This window comes from Mesorhizobium sp. WSM1343 (assembly GCF_055901535.1).
This window is the reverse complement of the sequence record NZ_CM148370.1, coordinates 25,300-43,238: the sequence shown is the minus strand read 5'-3', so window position 1 is coordinate 43,238 and position 17,939 is coordinate 25,300. Positions and strand designations below refer to the sequence as shown.

The 17,939-nt window shown below is 63.0% G+C and carries 19 protein-coding genes; 18 read left to right on the top strand and 1 reads right to left on the bottom strand.

Going from position 1 to position 17,939, the window contains the following annotated elements; translation table 11 throughout:
- Positions 1 to 351: 351 nt before the first annotated feature.
- The 18 genes from AC0NIL_RS00215 to trmB all read left to right on the top strand — a co-directional run bounded on the left by AC0NIL_RS00215 (position 352) and on the right by trmB (position 17,628).
- Positions 352 to 1,641 (top strand): imelysin family protein, encoded by a 1,290-nt coding sequence (locus AC0NIL_RS00215; RefSeq protein WP_013527916.1) that lies wholly within the window; start codon positions 352 to 354, stop codon positions 1,639 to 1,641.
- Between the two features lie 112 nt (positions 1,642 to 1,753).
- Positions 1,754 to 2,065 carry a (2Fe-2S)-binding protein gene (locus tag AC0NIL_RS00210; RefSeq protein ID WP_013527915.1) on the top strand — a complete coding sequence of 104 codons (312 nt, stop codon included), beginning with the start codon at positions 1,754 to 1,756 and terminating at the stop codon, positions 2,063 to 2,065.
- Positions 2,031 to 2,516, top strand: a complete 486-nt coding sequence (bfr, locus tag AC0NIL_RS00205; RefSeq protein ID WP_013527914.1) for a bacterioferritin — start codon at positions 2,031 to 2,033, stop codon at positions 2,514 to 2,516. Before AC0NIL_RS00210 ends, bfr begins: the two co-directional genes overlap by 35 nt.
- Positions 2,517 to 2,528: 12 nt before the next feature.
- Positions 2,529 to 4,130 (top strand): di-heme oxidoreductase family protein, encoded by a 1,602-nt coding sequence (locus AC0NIL_RS00200; protein WP_027161772.1) that lies wholly within the window; start codon positions 2,529 to 2,531, stop codon positions 4,128 to 4,130.
- On the top strand, positions 4,130 to 5,209 hold the full coding sequence (locus AC0NIL_RS00195; RefSeq protein WP_473573249.1) for an imelysin family protein: 1,080 nt from the start codon (positions 4,130 to 4,132) through the stop codon (positions 5,207 to 5,209). The genes AC0NIL_RS00200 and AC0NIL_RS00195 overlap by 1 nt, the downstream gene beginning before the upstream one ends.
- A gap of 1 nt (position 5,210) precedes the next feature.
- Positions 5,211 to 6,317 (top strand): DUF1513 domain-containing protein, encoded by a 1,107-nt coding sequence (locus tag AC0NIL_RS00190; protein WP_337122885.1) that lies wholly within the window; start codon positions 5,211 to 5,213, stop codon positions 6,315 to 6,317.
- 94 nt (positions 6,318 to 6,411) lie between these two features.
- Positions 6,412 to 7,089, top strand: coding sequence for a tRNA (adenosine(37)-N6)-threonylcarbamoyltransferase complex dimerization subunit type 1 TsaB (tsaB, locus tag AC0NIL_RS00185; RefSeq protein ID WP_013527910.1), 678 nt, complete (start codon positions 6,412 to 6,414; stop codon positions 7,087 to 7,089).
- Positions 7,090 to 7,172: 83 nt separating this feature from the next.
- Entirely contained in the window at positions 7,173 to 7,667 is a 495-nt protein-coding gene (rimI, locus tag AC0NIL_RS00180) for a ribosomal protein S18-alanine N-acetyltransferase (protein ID WP_024503455.1), read from the top strand.
- A gap of 21 nt (positions 7,668 to 7,688) precedes the next feature.
- Positions 7,689 to 8,489, top strand: a complete 801-nt coding sequence (gene olsA / locus AC0NIL_RS00175; protein ID WP_063169990.1) for a lyso-ornithine lipid O-acyltransferase — start codon at positions 7,689 to 7,691, stop codon at positions 8,487 to 8,489.
- 113 nt (positions 8,490 to 8,602) lie between these two features.
- Positions 8,603 to 9,973: a tRNA (N6-isopentenyl adenosine(37)-C2)-methylthiotransferase MiaB gene (gene miaB / locus AC0NIL_RS00170; RefSeq protein ID WP_473573296.1), complete on the top strand. Its 1,371-nt coding sequence runs from the start codon at positions 8,603 to 8,605 to the stop codon at positions 9,971 to 9,973.
- Between the two features lie 83 nt (positions 9,974 to 10,056).
- The gene (locus AC0NIL_RS00165) at positions 10,057 to 11,049 is read left to right on the top strand and encodes a PhoH family protein (protein ID WP_023758127.1); all 993 of its coding nucleotides are present in this window, start codon (positions 10,057 to 10,059) and stop codon (positions 11,047 to 11,049) included.
- 18 nt (positions 11,050 to 11,067) lie between these two features.
- Entirely contained in the window at positions 11,068 to 11,568 is a 501-nt protein-coding gene (gene ybeY, locus AC0NIL_RS00160) for an rRNA maturation RNase YbeY (protein WP_013527905.1), read from the top strand.
- Between the two features lie 28 nt (positions 11,569 to 11,596).
- Positions 11,597 to 12,727, top strand: coding sequence for a hemolysin family protein (locus tag AC0NIL_RS00155; RefSeq protein WP_063171169.1), 1,131 nt, complete (start codon positions 11,597 to 11,599; stop codon positions 12,725 to 12,727).
- A gap of 16 nt (positions 12,728 to 12,743) precedes the next feature.
- Positions 12,744 to 13,214, top strand: a complete 471-nt coding sequence (locus AC0NIL_RS00150) for a VOC family protein (protein WP_013527903.1) — start codon at positions 12,744 to 12,746, stop codon at positions 13,212 to 13,214.
- A gap of 101 nt (positions 13,215 to 13,315) precedes the next feature.
- A complete protein-coding gene (gene lnt / locus AC0NIL_RS00145; protein ID WP_473573248.1) occupies positions 13,316 to 14,908 on the top strand; it encodes an apolipoprotein N-acyltransferase in 1,593 nt (530 codons plus the stop codon).
- 141 nt (positions 14,909 to 15,049) lie between these two features.
- The gene (locus AC0NIL_RS00140; protein WP_013527901.1) at positions 15,050 to 15,469 is read left to right on the top strand and encodes a helix-turn-helix domain-containing protein; all 420 of its coding nucleotides are present in this window, start codon (positions 15,050 to 15,052) and stop codon (positions 15,467 to 15,469) included.
- 169 nt (positions 15,470 to 15,638) lie between these two features.
- Positions 15,639 to 16,904 (top strand): methionine adenosyltransferase, encoded by a 1,266-nt coding sequence (gene metK / locus AC0NIL_RS00135; RefSeq protein ID WP_024503461.1) that lies wholly within the window; start codon positions 15,639 to 15,641, stop codon positions 16,902 to 16,904.
- 22 nt (positions 16,905 to 16,926) lie between these two features.
- Complete coding sequence (trmB, locus tag AC0NIL_RS00130) at positions 16,927 to 17,628, top strand: tRNA (guanine(46)-N(7))-methyltransferase TrmB (RefSeq protein WP_275954071.1); 702 nt, start codon at positions 16,927 to 16,929, stop codon at positions 17,626 to 17,628.
- A 66-nt stretch (positions 17,629 to 17,694) separates the two neighbouring features.
- Here trmB and AC0NIL_RS00125 read toward each other — a convergent pair whose 3' ends face one another.
- On the bottom strand, positions 17,695 to 17,862 hold the full coding sequence (locus tag AC0NIL_RS00125) for a hypothetical protein (protein ID WP_013527898.1): 168 nt from the start codon (positions 17,860 to 17,862) through the stop codon (positions 17,695 to 17,697).
- Positions 17,863 to 17,939 lie beyond the last annotated feature (77 nt).

Here is a 17,939-nt window from a genome sequence, read left to right as displayed (position 1 = left end):
GCATCCGGGATGGCGGCTGTCAATCGCACAGTTCAGCGGCAAGACCGGTGCAGGAAAACGCATAAAGTTGACAGTTGCAGTTTAGAATAATTCTAAACTGTTGTTTCGATTGACTTTTCTTGCGGATTGTCATTGACATCCGACGGTGTCGCAGCTTTATGGAAGTTCGCGCGTCAGCGCATCCCTTTAATGTTTGGGCCTTGAACCCTTTCGATTGGAGGCATTTTGGTGTCTTTCTTCCGCGAACCGCGCGATGGCGCGGCATCTCTTGCGCCCAATGGCCCGCAGATGGCCTGGCGCCGGTTGCTGCGCGCGCCGTTTACAGAATTTCCGAGAAACTGGAGAGTGATCATGACAGCACGATATGGCAGCAGGCTTGCGGCGATCGGCGCCACTGCCCTGCTGACGGCGGCGGTATTCGTGTTGCCGGCAAAGGCGGAAACAGATGTAAAGGCGGTCATCAAGACCTATTCCGACATCGCGCTCGCGAAATACGAGGATTCGCTGACCACCGCGCAAGCGCTCGACAAGGCGGTCGACGCGCTGCTCGCCACGCCATCGGTGGAAACCCTCAACGCTGCCCGTGACGCCTGGAAGGCATCGCGCGTTCCCTACCAGCAGACCGAAGTCTACCGCTTCGGCAACAAGATCGTCGACGACTGGGAAGGCAAGGTGAATTCCTGGCCGCTGGATGAAGGGTTGATCGACTATGTCGCCAAGAGCTACGGCACCGAATCGGACGCGAACGCGCTCTACACGGCCAATGTGATCGCCAACAAGGAGATCGAGATCAACGGCAAGAAGGTCGATGCATCGAAGCTTTCGCCGGAATTCCTCTCCGGCACGCTGCAGGGAGCCGGCGGCATCGAGGCCAATGTCGCCACCGGCTATCACGCCATCGAATTCCTGCTCTGGGGCCAGGACCTGCATGGCACCGGCCCGGGTGCCGGCGAGCGCCCCTACACCGACTACGACCTCAAAAACTGCACCGGCGGTAATTGCGACCGCCGCGCCGAGTATCTGAAATCGGCCAGCGACCTTCTGGTTTCGGATCTTCAGGAGATGGTCGGCAACTGGAAGGAAGACGGCGCCGCCCGCAAGGCTCTTGTCGATGGCGAGCCGAGCACGGCGATCTCGACGATCTTCACCGGCATGGGCTCGCTGTCCTACGGCGAACTGGCCGGCGAGCGCATGAAGCTCGGCCTACTGCTGCATGATCCGGAAGAGGAGCACGATTGCTTCTCCGACAACACCTACAATTCGCATCTCTACGACGCCATCGGCATTCGCGCGGCCTATCATGCGAGCTACACGCGTCTCGACGGCACCATCGTTTCGGGTCCTTCGGTGGCCGATATGGTGAAGGCGGCCGACCCGGCGATCGACAAGGAACTGTCTGACAAGCTCGATGTTTCGGTCGCCAAGATGGAGGCGATCAAGGCGCGTGCACTGGCCGGCGAGGCCTATGACCAGCAGATCGCCGAGGGCAACATCGAGGGCAATGCCACCGTCCAGGCGGCGATCGATGCGCTGATCGATCAGACCAAGTCGATTGAGCGCGCCGTCGGCTCCCTGAAGCTCAGCACCATCGCCTTCGAAGGGTCCGACAGCCTCGACGCGCCGGACAAGGTGTTCAAGTAAGGGGTAAACGACGGAGACTGGCCCGGAGCCGGACAACCGGCTTTGCAACGGCCTCCGCCAGAAGATCAAGCCACACGGCGCGGGAGACGCCGTCAGCCAGCCGAGCAAGCCAATGCTGATTTGTCATTGCAACATCATCACCGAGAAGGAGATCGAGCAGACGATCGTCGGGCTGCTGGACCAGGATCCCTGGCAGTTGATCGTGCCGGCGAAAATCTATCATGCAATGCAAAAGCGCGGTCGCTGTTGCGGCTGCTTCCCAAATGTGGTGGAAACGATCATTCGGGTCACCGAAAACTACCACGCTCGCTCGGAGGCGAGCGGCGTGGATGTCGTTTCACACCTGGATCGCGTCAGAGGCCTGCGCATCCAATACGGGAGCAGAATTCATGAAAGGCGATCCGCAGATCATCGAGCGGCTTAACGAGGCCCTTTTTCTGGAGCTTGGCGCCGTCAATCAGTACTGGGTGCATTTCCGTCTGCTTGAGGACTGGGGATACGCCAAGCTGGCAAAGAAGGAGCGGGCGGAATCGATCGAGGAGATGCACCATGCCGACAAGCTCGTCGCCCGCATCATCTTCCTCGAAGGCCATCCGAACCTGCAGTCCGTGGCGCCGCTGCGCATCGGGCAGAACGTCAAGGAAGTGCTCGAATCCGACCTTGCCGGAGAATATGACGCACGTACCGCCTACAAGCGTTCGCGCGAAATCTGCAACGACGCCGGCGACTACGTGACGATGAAGCTGTTCGAGGAATTGCTGGCCGACGAGGAGGGTCACATCGACTTTCTTGAGACGCAGCTCGACCTGCTTGCCTCGATCGGCGAGGAGAAATACGGCCAGCTCAACGCCGCATCGGCAGACGAGGCGGAGTAAGGGCATGCGGGAATGCGGCGCCTGCTAGAATTCGTGCGCCGCTCGCGGCGGGCCAATGGCTCGCCGCCCCCTGAGAAGACGCCAGCCGGATTGGCGCGTCGGCGCTGTGTCATGCTCGTGTTGGCGCTTACCTCTTCGGCGATGGCGGGTGATCTTCAGCCGGCCGGCTTCGCCACCACGCGCACCGACCTCAATGCGAAGGATCAGGCGCGCGTCATTGCCGTCACCAGGCCGACCACGGATTTTTCCAGGCCAGAGCCGTTCGAATTGATGCAAGGTGGCGCCGGCACGTCCCGAAAGGACGTCAGCCGCGATTCCTTCTCGCAATCCTCGGCCAACATCACCTTCGAGGAAGAGGGCGACTTCAAGCTCGGCAATGCCCTTTTCCGCAAGAACTGGGTCTCGTCGCCATCCTCGACGCAAGCGTCGGACGGGCTCGGCCCGCTGTTCAACGAACGTGCCTGCCAGAACTGTCATCTGAAGGATGGCCGCGGCCGCCCGCCGCAAGGCGACCCCGGCACCACGTCGATGTTCCTGCGGCTGGCCCGCGACGCCAGCAGCGTGGAAGAGAAGGCGGCGCTTGCCGACCATGAGGTGCTCAACTTCCCCGACCCGGTCTACGGCAGGCAATTGCAGGAGCTCGCCGTACCCGGCCTGCCTGGTGAAGGCAGGATGCATATCGATTACCAGGAACGTAAGGTGGAGCTGACGGACGGCTCGGTGATCTCCTTGCGCAAACCGAGCTATTCGGTTGACGGCCTTGGCTACGGGCCGCTTGACCCGCGCACCACGCTGTCGCCGCGGCTCACACCGCCGATGATCGGCCTGGGCCTGATCGAACAGATCGCGCCGTCTGATATTCTCGCCCAAGCCGATCCGGACGACAGGGACGGCGACGGCATTTCCGGCAGGCCGAACATCGTGCGCGATAGCCTGAACGGGGAACTGACGCTCGGCCGCTTCGGCTGGAAGGCGCAGACCGCGTCGATCCGCCAGCAGGCGGCGGATGCCTTTGCCGGCGACATCGGCATCTCGACGCTCGAAGAGCCGAGGCATTGGGGCGATTGCACTGCTGCGGAGGCAAAATGCCTCGCCATGCCGAACGGCGTGCAGCAGCGTCTTGGCCCGGTCGAGGCGCCGCCGCCGGTGATGGATCTCGTCACCTTCTATTCGCAGAACCTGGCCGTGCCGTCGCGCCGGGACCTCGACCGGCCGGACGTGCTCGCGGGCAAAAAGACATTCTACGAGATCGGCTGCATTGCCTGCCATACGCCGAAATTCGTCACGCGCCGCGATACGCCCAATAAGGCGCAGGCCTTCCAGTTGATCTGGCCCTATTCCGACTTCCTGCTGCACGACATGGGGCCTGATCTGGCCGATGGCCAGGCCGTGGGCGATGCGACGGGCAATGAGTGGCGCACGCCGCCGCTGTGGGGCATCGGCCTGACCGAGACAGTCAACGGCAATTCCTTCTTTCTGCATGACGGGCGCGCGCGCAGCCTGGCTGAGGCGATCCTGTGGCATGGCGGCGAGGCGCAGAAAGCGCGCGACCGTTTTGCCGCCGCTAACGCGACCGAGCGTGACGCATTGCTCAAATTCCTGGAGTCACTGTGATGTTCAAGCGTTCTGCATTGTTTTTCGCTCTTCCGCTGGCCCTGCTGGGCGTTGTCCCTGCGTCGGCGGCGGTCAAAGCCTCCGACATCATCCAGCGGGCGATCGATGGCTTCGTCCGCCCGGCCTATGCCGGCCTGCACGAGCATGCGGAAGCCTTGACCGGATCCATGCGCAAGCTGTGCGTCACGCCCTCGCAAGGAGAACTCGATGCCGCACGCGCCGAATTCTCCGCCACCGTCTATGCCTGGTCGTCAGCCGAAATCATCGGCTTCGGGCCGATCAAGGAGAACAACCGGCTGGAACGCATGCTGTTCTGGCCGGATCGCAAGAGCATTGGCCTGAAGCAGGTGCAGGCGGCGCTGTCGGCGAAGGATCCAACCGCAACAGATCCGGCACAGCTGGCCGGCAAGAGCGTCGCCATGCAGGGGCTGGGCGCGCTGGAGTTCGTGCTTTACGGCGACGGCGCCGATGCACTGGCCGGCAAGGATGATTCCTACCGCTGCGCCTATGGCACTGCTGTTGCCGGCAACATCGAAACCATGGCCGGCGAGGTCAGCGCCGCCTGGAACAAACCGGACGGCTTTGCAGCGCTTTGGGCCAATCCGGGGCCGCAGAACCCGCTCTACCGCGACGGCAATGAAGCGGTGACCGAACTGGTCGGCGTCTTCATCAACGAGCTGGAAATGGTGCGTGACGTGCGCCTGAAAGGATTTTTCGGCGGCAAGCCGGACGCGGACAAGCCGAAACAAGCGATCTATTGGCGCTCGCAAAACACCACCGCGTCACTGGCCGGCAATCTCTCCGGCATCGATACGCTGTTCCAGGCCTCGAAACTTGGCGACGCCCTGCCGGCCGATGCGCGCTGGATGGCCGAATCGATACACATCCAGCTGGTCAACGGTGTCGCCACCGCCAAGGCCGTCAGCGGTCCAATCGACAAGGCGCTTGCCGATCCGGCATTGCGCGACAAGCTCGATCATTTCGCGCTGATCACCTCCAGCCTGTCGACCCTGATCGGGACCAGGTTGACCGCTGAATTCGGCCTGACCGCAGGCTTCTCCTCGCTGGATGGGGACTGAATTGAAAACCCCGCTGATAGATCGCCGCGATTTCCTGAGAGCTGCAGGCGTTGGCTTCATGGCCGCGATGGCGCCATCGGCCTGGGCAACGACGCTTTCGGCCGACGCCGTCTTCGCCACCGCTTTCGTCAAACGCGACGGCAGCTTTGGCGCTGCCGTCCTGTCCGAGGCCGGCAAAGTCCTGCATGCGATCGATCTGCCCGATCGCGGCCACGATGTCACCTTCGATCCCATATCGAAACGCTCGGTGGTCTTCGCGCGGCAACCCGGCACCTTTGCCGTGGTTTTCGACCATTCGGGCCGTGATGCGCCGCTGACCATCGCCAGCATCGCCGGCCGGCATTTCTTCGGCCATGGCGTGTTTTCGGCCGACGGTGCGCTGCTCTATGCCACCGAAAACGACTTCGACAACGCCGCTGGCGTCGTCGGCGTCTACGATGCGCGGGCGAAATTCAGCCGTGTCGGCGAGTTCCCGACCTATGGAATGGGTCCGCACGAGCTTCTGCTCCTGGGCGATGGCAGGACGATTGCGGTAGCAAATGGCGGCATCGAGACCCATCCGGATTACGGCCGCGCCGAGCTCAACATTGCGACCATGAAGCCGTCCTACGTGCTGATAGACCGCGCCACCGGCGACCTTATCGAGAAGCACGAATTGCCGGCCGCACTGCATCAGCTGTCTATCCGCCACATGGACACAGATCCATCCGGAACCGTCTGGTTCGGCTGCCAGTACCGGGGGCCGGGCACCGATCGTCCGTTGCTGGTCGGTCGCGCCACGCGCGGCAAGGATCTGCAACTGCTCGACATGCCGCAGGACGTTTTGTCCGGCTTCCGCAACTACATAGGCTCGGTCGCCGCCAATCCGGCTGCCGGCACGGTCGCGGTCTCCTCGCCGGAAGGCAACTCGCTTGTCGTGCTCGATTCGGCCAGCGGCCGGGTCGTCGCGAACAGCGCGCTGGTCGAGGTCTGCGGCGTGGCACCTGACGGAACCGGCTTCATGGCCACCACCGGCGCTGGCGAGATCGTCGAGGGCAGTGGTGCGACACGCTCCGAACCGGACTATGTCTGGGACAACCACATGCTGCGCATCGAGCAGGCCGCATAGGCCACAAGCGAAGCCGCTTAACGAATTATGCACTATCCCCTTGCGGTGGCGGGCCGTGGCGGGCACAGGGAATTGTTTTCGAACCGGTTGCTTCATGAAATTGCTTGCCATCGACTGTGCCGCCAACCTCTGCGCTGCTAGCGTCTATGACGCGACGGCGAAGCGGGAGCTCGGCCGCTCGGTGCTCGATCTCGGCAAGGGCCATGCCGAGCAGCTGATGGCGGTCATCGCCGAAGCGCTGGAGGCAGGCGCAACCGACTATGCAGGTCTTGGCGCCATTGCCGTGTCTGTCGGCCCCGGTTCCTTCACCGGTCTGCGGGTCGGCGTCTCGACCGCGCGTGGCCTGGCGCTGGCGCTGAAGATACCGGCAATCGGAGTGACGACACTGGAGGCGCTGGCTGCCGAAGCAGCGACGGCATTTCCCGGTCGCGCCGTGCTGGCGGCGCTGGATGCCGGCCGTGAGGAGATCCACGCGGCCTTTTACGACGAAAGGTTAGTATTGACTTACGGTCCGGCCGTGGCCACGCTGGCCGACGTGGTGGCAATGGCGATGGCAACGTCTCCGGTGCTTGCCGGCACCGCTGCAGCGCTCATCAGCGCATCGGCCGGGCGCGAATTCGATGTCGGCCCTCGGACGGCCACCGCCGACATTGTCACCTACGCCCGCCTGGCTGCCGCCAAGGGCGCGGGCGAACGGCCGAAACCACTCTATCTGCGCGGCGCCGACGCCAAGCCGCAGGCCGGGTTCATTCTTTCAAGGATCAGACCATGATCCCGAAAAGTGGAAGCCGGTTTTCACGGACAACGGTTCCCGTTTGTCCGGAGATCATGGTCAAACAAGAAAACAAAGATTAGATGCGCATACCTTTTCTCCAACCACGCCGCCGGGACTATGCGCTCGAGCCGCTGAGGATCGCCGACAGTCCGGCGGTCTCGCTGCTGCATCGCGAGGACTTTGTCCGCCCCTGGACCGATGGCGAATTTGCCGCCTTGCTCGAACAGGACACCGTGTTCGGCTATGCCGCGCGCGAAACCGGACAGGGCTCCAAGCCGCCCGTCGGCTTCGTGCTGGCGCGGCTTGCGGCAGGCGAGGGCGAGATCCTGACCGTCGCGGTGGCGCGATCGCATCGCCGGCAGGGGTTGGGCTGGCAATTGATGGACGCGGTGTTGCGCGAACTGCACGCGCAGCGCGCCGAAGCGCTGTTCCTCGAGGTCGACGAGACCAATGTCGCGGCGATCGCGCTTTATCGCCGGCTGGGCTTCCGCGAGGTCGGCAAGCGGCCGAATTACTACAGGTCGGCCGAACACGGACCGACCGGCGCGCTTGTCATGCGCCGCGATCTTCGCTAGCGAGACGGCCGGGATGGGGCGATGATCAAGAAAATCAGGATTTTCCTGGCGCTGGGCCTCGTTGTCGCCGGTTCGCTGGTCCTCGTGCCGTTACAGATACTGTCGATGAAGACCGGCTGGTGGCCGGAAACCTTCATCCTCAAGATCTGGCACAGGCTGATCATCAGGGCGCTCGGCATGCGCATCCATGTCAAGGGGACGCTGTCCGACAAGCGCCCGCTGCTGGTTGCGTCCAATCACATCTCCTGGACCGACATCATGGTGCTCGGCTCTTTTGCCGACGTAAAATTCATCGCCAGGGCTGATATGGAAGGCTGGCCGCTGATCGGCATGCTTTCGAAGCTGCAGCGTACCGTGTTCATCGAGCGCGAGCGCAAGCGTTCGTCGGGCGACCAGGCAAGCGAGATTGCCAGCCGCATGGCCAAGGGCGATGCGATGGTGCTGTTTGCCGAGGGCTCGACCGGCGACGGCAATATGGTCCTGCCGTTCAAGAGCACGCTGTTCGGCGCCGCCTCGATGGCGATTTCGGAAGGCGCGGCGGAACAGGTGTTCATCCAGCCGGTGGCGATCGCCTATACGCGTCTGCACGGCGTGCCGCTCGGCCGCCGGCATCGCCCGCTTGCCGCCTGGATCGGCGATGAGGATTTGATGCCGCATCTCAAGGTATTGCTGGCGGAGGGCGCGCTCGACGTCGAGGTGCATTTCGGCGAGGCAATCGCCTTTTCCAAGGGTTCGAACCGCAAGGAGACGTCGAAACTGATGGAAAGCCAGGTGCGTGAGATGATGCAGGCGGCGCTTGCCGACCCGCGGCCGAGCCGCTAGCCCCGGCATGCCCTTGCTGGCGCGGGCCGAGAATCGTCTGTTTTTTGTCACGGAAAGGCGTTAGAAGCCGCCTTATGGACTTGAACACGATAGAAAGCGACGACATCGGCACTATGGCTGGACAGCCGGCAGTGCTTTCCACGGCAGCGAAAAAAGTCTTCATCAAGACCTATGGCTGCCAGATGAACGTCTATGATTCGCAGCGTATGGCCGATGCGCTGGCTGCCGACGGCTATTCCGCGACCGATGCCATTGGCGAGGCGGACCTGGTGCTGCTGAACACCTGTCATATCAGGGAGAAGGCGGCCGAAAAGGTCTATTCCGAGCTCGGCCGTATCCGCGACATGAAAGCCGAGCGTGCCCTGGCCGGCCGCGAGATGCTGGTCGGCGTCGCCGGCTGCGTGGCGCAGGCCGAAGGCGCCGAGATCATCCGCCGTTCGCCGGCCGTCGACCTGGTCATCGGCCCGCAGACTTATCACCGGCTCCCCGACGTGCTGGCGCGGGTGCGCGGCGGCGAAAAGATCGTCGAGACCGACTACGCCATCGAGGACAAGTTCGAGCATCTGCCGCAGTCCAAGCGCGCCGAGGTCATCAAGCGCGGCGTCACCGCCTTCCTCACCGTGCAGGAAGGCTGCGACAAGTTCTGCACCTTCTGCGTCGTGCCCTATACCAGAGGCTCCGAAGTTTCCCGGCCGGTGGCGCAGATTGTCGCGGAGGCTGAGCGCCTGGCTGAAGCCGGGGTGCGCGAAGTGACGCTGCTTGGCCAGAACGTCAATGCCTGGCATGGCCAGGGCGAGAACGGCCACGAGTGGGGCCTTGGCCGCCTGCTGTTCAGGCTGGCCGAAATCCCCGGGCTGGCGCGTCTGCGCTACACCACCAGCCACCCGCGCGACATGGATGACGAGCTGATAGCGGCCCATCGCGATCTGCCGTCGTTGATGCCCTATCTGCATCTGCCGGTGCAATCAGGCTCCGACCGCATCCTCAAGGCGATGAATCGCCGGCACACGGCGAGGGATTATCTGGCGCTGCTCGACCGTATCCGCACTGCCCGGCCTGACATCGCGCTTTCCGGCGACTTCATCGTCGGCTTCCCCGGCGAGACCGAGGCGGATTTCGAGGCGACCATGGAGCTGGTGCGTCAGGTGAATTACGCCTCGGCCTTCTCCTTCAAATATTCGCCGCGTCCCGGCACGCCAGGCGCCGAAATGGCCGATCATGTGCCGGAAGCGGTCAAGGACGAGCGCCTGCAGCGGCTGCAGCCTCTGCTTGTGAAGCAGCAGCAGGACTTCGGCTTGAGCCTCGTCGGCAGCACCATCGACACGCTGATCGAGAAGCCCGGCCGCCAGGCCGGCCAGAAGGTTGGCCGCTCACCTTGGCTGCAGCCGGTTATTGTTGATGAAAAGGCCGGCGAAATCGGTGACATTATCCAAGTGCGAATCACGAAGACGGGCTACAACAGCCTGTTCGCCGAATTGGCCTGAGGGTCTCGGCAGATGAGGAGAGACGGTTGAGCGCAGCAGAGCTGAAGAACCTGCCCCCGGTACCGGCATCTGGGGCTTCTGACATGGCGCACATCGTTCTGACTTTCGACAACAACAAGCTTGCCAGCGCCCTTTATGGTCAGTTCGACGAAAACCTCGCCCGGCTCGAGCAGAAGCTTGGCGTCGACATCCGCTCACGCGGCAACCAGCTGACCATCAAAGGGTCCGCTTCTGCCGCCGAGCAGGCGCGCCGCGCCCTGGACAATCTTTACGGCATTCTCCAGAAAGGCGTCGATATCGGCCAGTCCGACGTTGACGGCGCCGTGCGCATGGCGATTGCCGCCGACGATCAGTTGACCCTGCCAACGCTGGAACGCAAGGGCAAGGTCTCCGCCGCCCAGATCGCCACCCGCAAGAAGACGATCTATGCCCGTTCGCTCAACCAGGACGCCTATATGCGGGCGCTGGAACGGTCGGAACTGGTGTTCGGCATCGGCCCGGCCGGCACCGGCAAGACCTACCTGGCGGTGGCGCACGCGGCGATGCTGCTCGAGCGCGGCATGGTCGAGCGCATCATTCTCTCGCGGCCGGCGGTCGAGGCCGGCGAGCGGCTGGGCTTCCTGCCCGGCGACATGAAGGAGAAGGTCGATCCCTATCTGCGGCCGCTCTATGACGCGCTCTACGACATGATGCCGGCCGACAAGGTCGAGCGCGCCATTGCCGCCGAAGTGATCGAAATCGCGCCGCTTGCCTTCATGCGCGGCCGCACGCTGGCGCATGCCGCCGTCATCCTCGACGAGGCGCAGAACACCACGCCGATGCAGATGAAGATGTTCCTGACGCGTCTGGGCGAAAACTCGCGCATGATCGTCACCGGCGATCCGACCCAGATCGACCTTCCCTCGAACACCAAATCGGGCCTGGTCGAAGCCTTGCGGGTGCTGGACGGCGTGGCGGGCGCGGTCACCGTGCGCTTCAACGACGGCGACGTGGTCCGCCATCCGCTGGTGGCGGAAATCGTCAGGGCCTACGACCGGGACGCCAAGCTGGCGCGTGGCCTCGGCGCCGAGAATTGATGTTGGCGATGCGGCTTCATGCCTGAGGACATAATATCCGGCGACGGGAATATTCCCGTCGACATCGACATAGCGGTTGAGGCGGGCAACTGGCCCGACGAGGCAAGCCTGACGCGGCTGGTCGATCGGGCCGTTAAGGCGGCTTTTGCCGAAACCGGCGTGGCGGGCCGTTCCGAACTCAGTCTCGTTTTTTCCGACGACGCCCATATCCAGGTTCTCAACGCCGGCTGGCGCGGCAAGGACAAACCGACCAACGTCTTGTCTTTCCCGGCTTTTCCGTTTGCGCAGGGCGGTCCGTTGCCGCCGATGCTGGGCGACATCGTGCTGGCCGCCGAAACGGTCGCCCATGAAGCGGTACTGGAAGACAAGCCTGTCGAGAACCATATCACCCATCTCGTCATCCACGGCCTGCTGCATCTGCTGGGCTACGATCACGAGACCGAGGCCGAGGCCGAGGCGATGGAAGCCGTCGAACGCGCGGCGCTTGCAAGGCTTGCCATTCCCGACCCCTACGCGTAACTACATCTGACCAATTGACCGGACGACGATGAACGACAAACCAGAGACTGCCGCCCGCCCCGACGCCGGCAGTGCAACCAAGGCTTCCGATACGTCGGAAGAGGGATCAAGTCCGAGTACCGTTACCTCTGGTGCTAGCAGTACCTCTGCTGCTGCCGGCACCTCTGGTGCTGCCAGCATCGGCAGCGCTGCCAGCGAGACATCGCCTGCCGGTCCCTCCCTGTTCGACCGCGTTCTTGGCCTGTTCAGGCAACGCAACGGAACCAGCCTGCGGGAGGAAATCGCCGGCGCGCTTGCCGAGACAACGAGCGATGCCGGCGCCTTCTCGCCCGGCGAACGCGCCATGCTCAACAACATCCTGCGGCTGCGCGAAGTGCGCGTCGAGGACGTCATGGTACCGCGCGCCGACATTCAAGGGGTCGAAATCACGACGACGCTCGGCGATCTGCTGGGCACCTTCGAGCAATCCGGCCATTCCCGCATGCCGGTCTATTCAGAGACCCTCGATGATCCGCGCGGCATGGTCCATATCCGTGATGTGCTGGCCCACATCACCAAGATCGCGCGCGTCAAGAAGGGCCGCTCGACCAGGAAAACACCCGTCGCCACGGTTCTCGATCTCGCCCAGGTCGATCTCGCACGCACCATTGGCGACCTCAATCTGATCCGCCCGGTGCTGTTCGTGCCGCCGTCGATGCTCGCCTCCGACCTGATGGCTCGCATGCAGACGACGCGCACGCAAATGGCGCTGGTCATCGATGAATATGGCGGCACCGACGGCCTTGCCTCGCTGGAAGACATCGTCGAGATGGTGGTCGGCGACATCGAGGACGAGCATGACGACGACGAGCCGATGATCACCCAGAGCGGCGACGGCGTGTTCATCGTCGATGGCAAGGCCGAGATCGACGACGTCGCCAAGATGATCGGCGGGGATTTCGCCGCCGGTGAACATGGCGAATATGTCGACACCATCGGCGGCATGATTTTCAACACGCTTGGCCGTGTTCCGGCCCGCGGCGAGGTGGTGCAGGCCATACCCGGTTTCGAATTTCACGTCCTCGACGCTGATCCGCGCCGCGTCAAGCGCGTGCGCATCGTGCAGAGCCAGAAGGGTGAGCGTCGCCGGCGTGCCACGGCGCGCACCGAACAGGCGTGAGCGTTTCGCTCGCACGATGACTATCGACGACCCGTTCAAGCATCCAAGTCTGGGCTCTGGTGTTTTCTACAAGGATCCGCATGCCGCGCTGGACTGGCTCGAGGCGGCTTTCGGCTTCGAGCGCAGCATGGTGGTCAGCGATGCCGAGGGAAAGCTCATCCATGCAGAGATGCGGTTCGGCGACAGCTACATCATCGTCGATTCCGAATGGAGCGATTACGTCGCCAGCCCGGCTTCGCTCTCGGGCAAGAACACGCAGTCGATCTATGTCAGGCTGAAGGGTGGCCTGGATGCGCATTGCGAGCAGGCGCGGGCGCTCGACGCTGATATAATCCAGGAGCCGGCGGATCAGTTCTACGGTGAGCGCCAGTATCGTGCACGCGACCCCGAGGGCCATGTCTGGACCTTCACGCAGACCATCCGTTCGGTTCAGCGCGAGGAGGCCGAGCGGCTGGGGGGCGTTCAGATCGAGGGTTGGCACCGGTAGGCAGGGCCGGAGCTGTGCATCTCAGCTAGCCCATGCGCCGTTTGGAGCGCGGAGCGCAGCCTGTTAAATCTTGTGTCCTGATTCGCGACTCGGAAGTATGCATGGAGCGCCTCACCGGCCGGATAATTCTGCTTTGGGGTTGGCGGCGTGCGCTCGTGGCGTTTCTCGCAGGCGCCCTCGCGGTGCTTGGGCAGGCGCCTTACGACTTCTTCGCCGCCTGTTTCGTCTCGTTCCCGCTGCTGGTCTGGCTGCTCGACGGCGCCACCGGCGAAGCTTCAGGCAGTCTGTTCCGGCGTATGCGGCCGGCTTTCGCCGTCGGTTGGTGGTTCGGTTTCGGCTATTTCCTCGCCGGCCTCTGGTGGATCGGCTCGGCGCTGCTGGTCGAGGCCGACAGCTTTGCCTGGGCGCTTCCCTTCGCGGTGGTCGGCATTCCTTTCATGCTCGCCTTTTTCTACGGCTTTGCGGCAATCGTTGCTCGGCTGCTGTGGAGCAACGACATTGGCCGCATCGCCGCCCTTGCCTTCGGCTTCGGCCTGGCGGAATGGCTGCGCGATTTCCTGTTCACCGGTTTTCCCTGGAATGCCGTCGGCTACGCGGCCATGCCCGTGCCGCTGCTGATGCAGAGCGTCTCGGTGACGGGCATGATCGGCATGAACGCGCTCGCGGTGTTCGTCTTCGCACTGCCGGCACTGCTGGCGGCACGTCGGCACCTGCGCCTCGGCGCGGCACTGTTTGTCGTGCTCGTCGCTGCCCATGTCGGCTTCGGCTATATCAGGCTTGCCGCTCCCGAATCGCCAGCTTCACGCAGCCTGGATGTCCGCATTGTCCAGCCGGCCGTGGACCTGTCGGAAAAATGGGATGCCTCGGTGCGCGACCGCATCTTCGCGGTCCTGATGGGGCTCTCGGGCAAGGCGCCGGATCCAGGCCATCAAAAGCCGCAACTGATCCTGTGGCCCGAAACCTCGGTGCCGTTCCTCTTCACCGAGCGTCCGGACGCATTGACGGCGCTGGGGGATATGCTCGGACCCGGCCAGATGCTGATTGCCGGCGTCGTCCGCGAGGAAGGCGGCTCGGCCGCAAATGCCGACAGCCGCTACTACAACTCCGTGGTGGCGATCGACGACAAGGGTGAAATCACCGACGCCGTCGACAAGGTTCACCTGGTGCCGTTCGGCGAATACCTGCCTTTCGCCGATCTGCTCCAGCGTTTCGGCATCGAGCAACTGGTTGCCGGGCCGATGAGTTTCGCGGCCGGCAATGAGCGGCACGCCATTACGCTGCCCGACGGCATCCGTGCGCTGCCATTTATCTGTTATGAGGTGATCTTTCCCGATCTTGTGGCAGTTGACGCTGCGTCAGCGCAGCTTATTGTGAACGTTACCAATGATGCGTGGTTCGGCGACACGCCGGGTCCGTATCAGCATTTCAGGCAGGCCCAGATCCGTGCGGTGGAAAATGGATTGCCATTGGTGCGTGCCGCCAACAACGGCATCTCGGCCGTCGTCGATCCGCGCGGGCGCATCGTCGATGCGCTTGCTATCGACGCGCGCGGCGCCATCGATGCCCACATACCGACTTCCGGACAGGCGCTCATATCTCCCGGCCAACGGCGCATTAACGGAATGCTGATCATGTTGCTGTTTGCCGTTGGGGCAGCGCTGTTGAACGTAAGGCAAAGGCTACGGGTGAATTGACAGCCAACACATTAGAAACTCATACTGTAAGTGCCTGAAAATTTCTCGAAGCCGGTGGATCGTTCTGTTGGGGCAGTTGCCTCCGGCTTTGTTTGGGCAGGAAAAAAATAGAGAAAGCCGAAAAAATTCGGCGAGGAAAAAATGACAGAAGATAACAAGAAGAAACCGAATCCGATCGACATCCATGTTGGCAGTCGCATTCGGCTTCGCCGCAACATGCTTGGAATGAGCCAGGAAAAGCTGGGAGAAAACCTCGGCATCACATTTCAACAGATTCAGAAATATGAAAAGGGCACCAACCGCGTCGGCGCCAGCCGTCTGCAGGCGATCGCGTCCATACTCGGCGTGCCTGTCGCTTTCTTTTTTGAGGATGCGCCCGGCCAGGAGCCTGTGGCGGGCCGTGGATTTGCCGAGGACGCTTCGATGGCTTTCGCTGTCGAATTCTGCGGCAGCCCTGAAGGCCTTCAGCTCAACCGGGCCTTTGTCAAGATCGCCGACGCCAAGGTGCGCCGCAGGATCATAGACCTGGTCAAGTCCCTCTCCGCCGACGATCCCGACTGATCCTCAATCACGCCAGGACCGGCGGCGCCCCGCCGCCGGTGGCACAAGATAACGGCATCGACATTCATGCCAGAGCCGAAGCACCGCTTGACGAGCGGCGCTTCGCCCCGCTAACACGTGGCGCGCCAAAATCGGCAGCCTGCCGATCGTTTTTCAAGAGGGGACACCCGTGACGCGGCAGAACTACTTCTTTACCTCGGAATCCGTTGCCGAGGGCCATCCCGACAAAGTCTGTGACCGGATTTCCGACGAGATCGTCGATCTGGTCTATCGCGAAGCCAAGAAGACCGGCATGGACCCGTGGAAAGTCCGTGTCGCCTGCGAGACGCTGGCCACCACCAACCGTGTCGTCATCGCCGGCGAAGTGCGCGTCCCGGAAACGCTGCTGAAGAAGGACAAGGCAGGCAACATCCTCAAGGATGCCGCCGGCCATCCGGTCGTCAATCCGGCCAAGTTCAAATCGGTCGCCCGCAAGGCGATCCGCGAAATCGGCTACGAGCAGGCCGGCTTCCACTGGAAAACGGCGAAGATCGAGGTTCTGCTGCACGGCCAGTCGCCTGACATCGGCCAGGGCGTCGACAACGCTGCCGACCGTCAGGGCGAAGAGGGTGCCGGCGACCAGGGCATCATGTTCGGTTATGCCTGCCGCGAGACGCCGGATTTGATGCCGGCGCCGATCTACTACAGCCACAAGATCCTCGAACTGCTGGCTGCTGCCCGCCACGAAGGCAGCGGTGAAGCCGGCAGGCTCGGGCCGGATGCCAAGAGCCAGGTCACCGTTCGCTATGTCGACGGCAAGGCCGCCGAGGCGACGCAGATCGTGCTGTCCACGCAGCATCTCGATGCGAGCTGGGATTCAAAGAAGGTCCGCAAGGTCGTCGAACCCTATATCCGCGAGGCGCTGGGCGACCTCAAGATCGCCGACGATTGCATGTGGTACATCAATCCGACCGGCAAGTTCGTCATCGGCGGGCCGGACGGCGACGCCGGCCTGACCGGCCGCAAGATCATCGTCGACACCTACGGTGGTGCCGCACCCCATGGCGGCGGCGCCTTCTCCGGCAAGGACACCACCAAGGTGGATCGTTCGGCAGCCTATGCGGCGCGCTACCTGGCCAAGAACGTGGTGGCGGCGAAACTCGCCGACCGCTGCACCATCCAGCTTTCCTACGCCATCGGCGTCGCCCAGCCGCTGTCGGTCTATGTCGACTTGCACGGTACCGGCAAGGTCGACGAGGCAAAGCTCGAGGACGCGCTGCGCACGGTGATGGATCTGTCGCCGTCGGGCATCCGCCGTCACCTCGATCTCAACAAACCGATCTACGCCAAGACGTCGTCCTACGGCCATTTCGGCCGCAAGGCCGGCCGTGATGGGTCTTTCTCCTGGGAAAAGACCGATCTCGCCAAGGCGCTCAAGGACGCGGTCGCCGCCTGACAGCGGCGCCGGAAGTCCCGCCATGGATCCGAAGGACAGACCAAGCCGCGCGACCGAAGCCTTTTTCGGTCGCCGGCGCGGCAAGACCATGCGTCCGCAACAGGCGGCCGCGCTGGAAAGCGGCTTCGGTGCATATCGGCTCGACCTGGCGGCCGAGCCGCCGGCCGGTCTGCAAACTCTGTTTCAAGCCGATGTCAGCGCGGTTCGCCTGGAGATTGGCTTCGGCGGTGGCGAACATCTCCTGCACCGCGCGACCGAGGCGCCTTCGATCGGCTTTATCGGCGTCGAGCCCTTCGTCAACGGCATGGCCAAGATGATGATGGCGGTGCGCGAGAAACCGCTCGCCAATCTGCGGGTTTATGACGACGACGCCACAAGGCTGCTCGACTGGCTGCCGCAGGCCTCGCTCGGCGGCATCGATCTGCTCTATCCCGACCCCTGGCCGAAGAAGAAACACTGGAAGCGACGTTTCGTAAGCCCGGTCAATCTCGAGCGGTTCGCGCGCGTGCTGAAGCCTGGTTCAAAATTCCGCTTCGCCTCCGACATCGACACCTATGTCAACTGGACCTTGCTGCATTGCCGCGCGCATGGCGCGTTCGCATGGCAGGCTTGCGAGGCGGCGGACTGGCACCGGCCCTATGATGGTTGGCCGGGCACCCGTTACGAGGCCAAGGCCATTCGTGAAGGCCGGCGGCCGGCCTATCTTACCTTCATTCGGAAATAGGCTCGCTGTCTTAGAGCAATTCCAGAAAAAGTGTGAAACGGTTTTCCGTCCGGAATTGCGTCAAAGCTAGAAGCGGCGGCCGATGCGATCGAAGGCGGCAGGCTCGACGCCGAGGTTGCGCAGGTCGTCGGCGCGCGGCCTGCGACCGGCTTCCACGGCCCGTGAAGCGGCCACGGCGCTGCCGAATACGGTGAAGAAGTCGCCTATTGCAGAAAATATCTTGCGATTGCTCATGATCATGTCCTTTCGCGCACGTGTGGCGCACGGCCACCTTTGTGCAGCGCAGCGTAAGTAGGTGCGTTTCAGCGCCA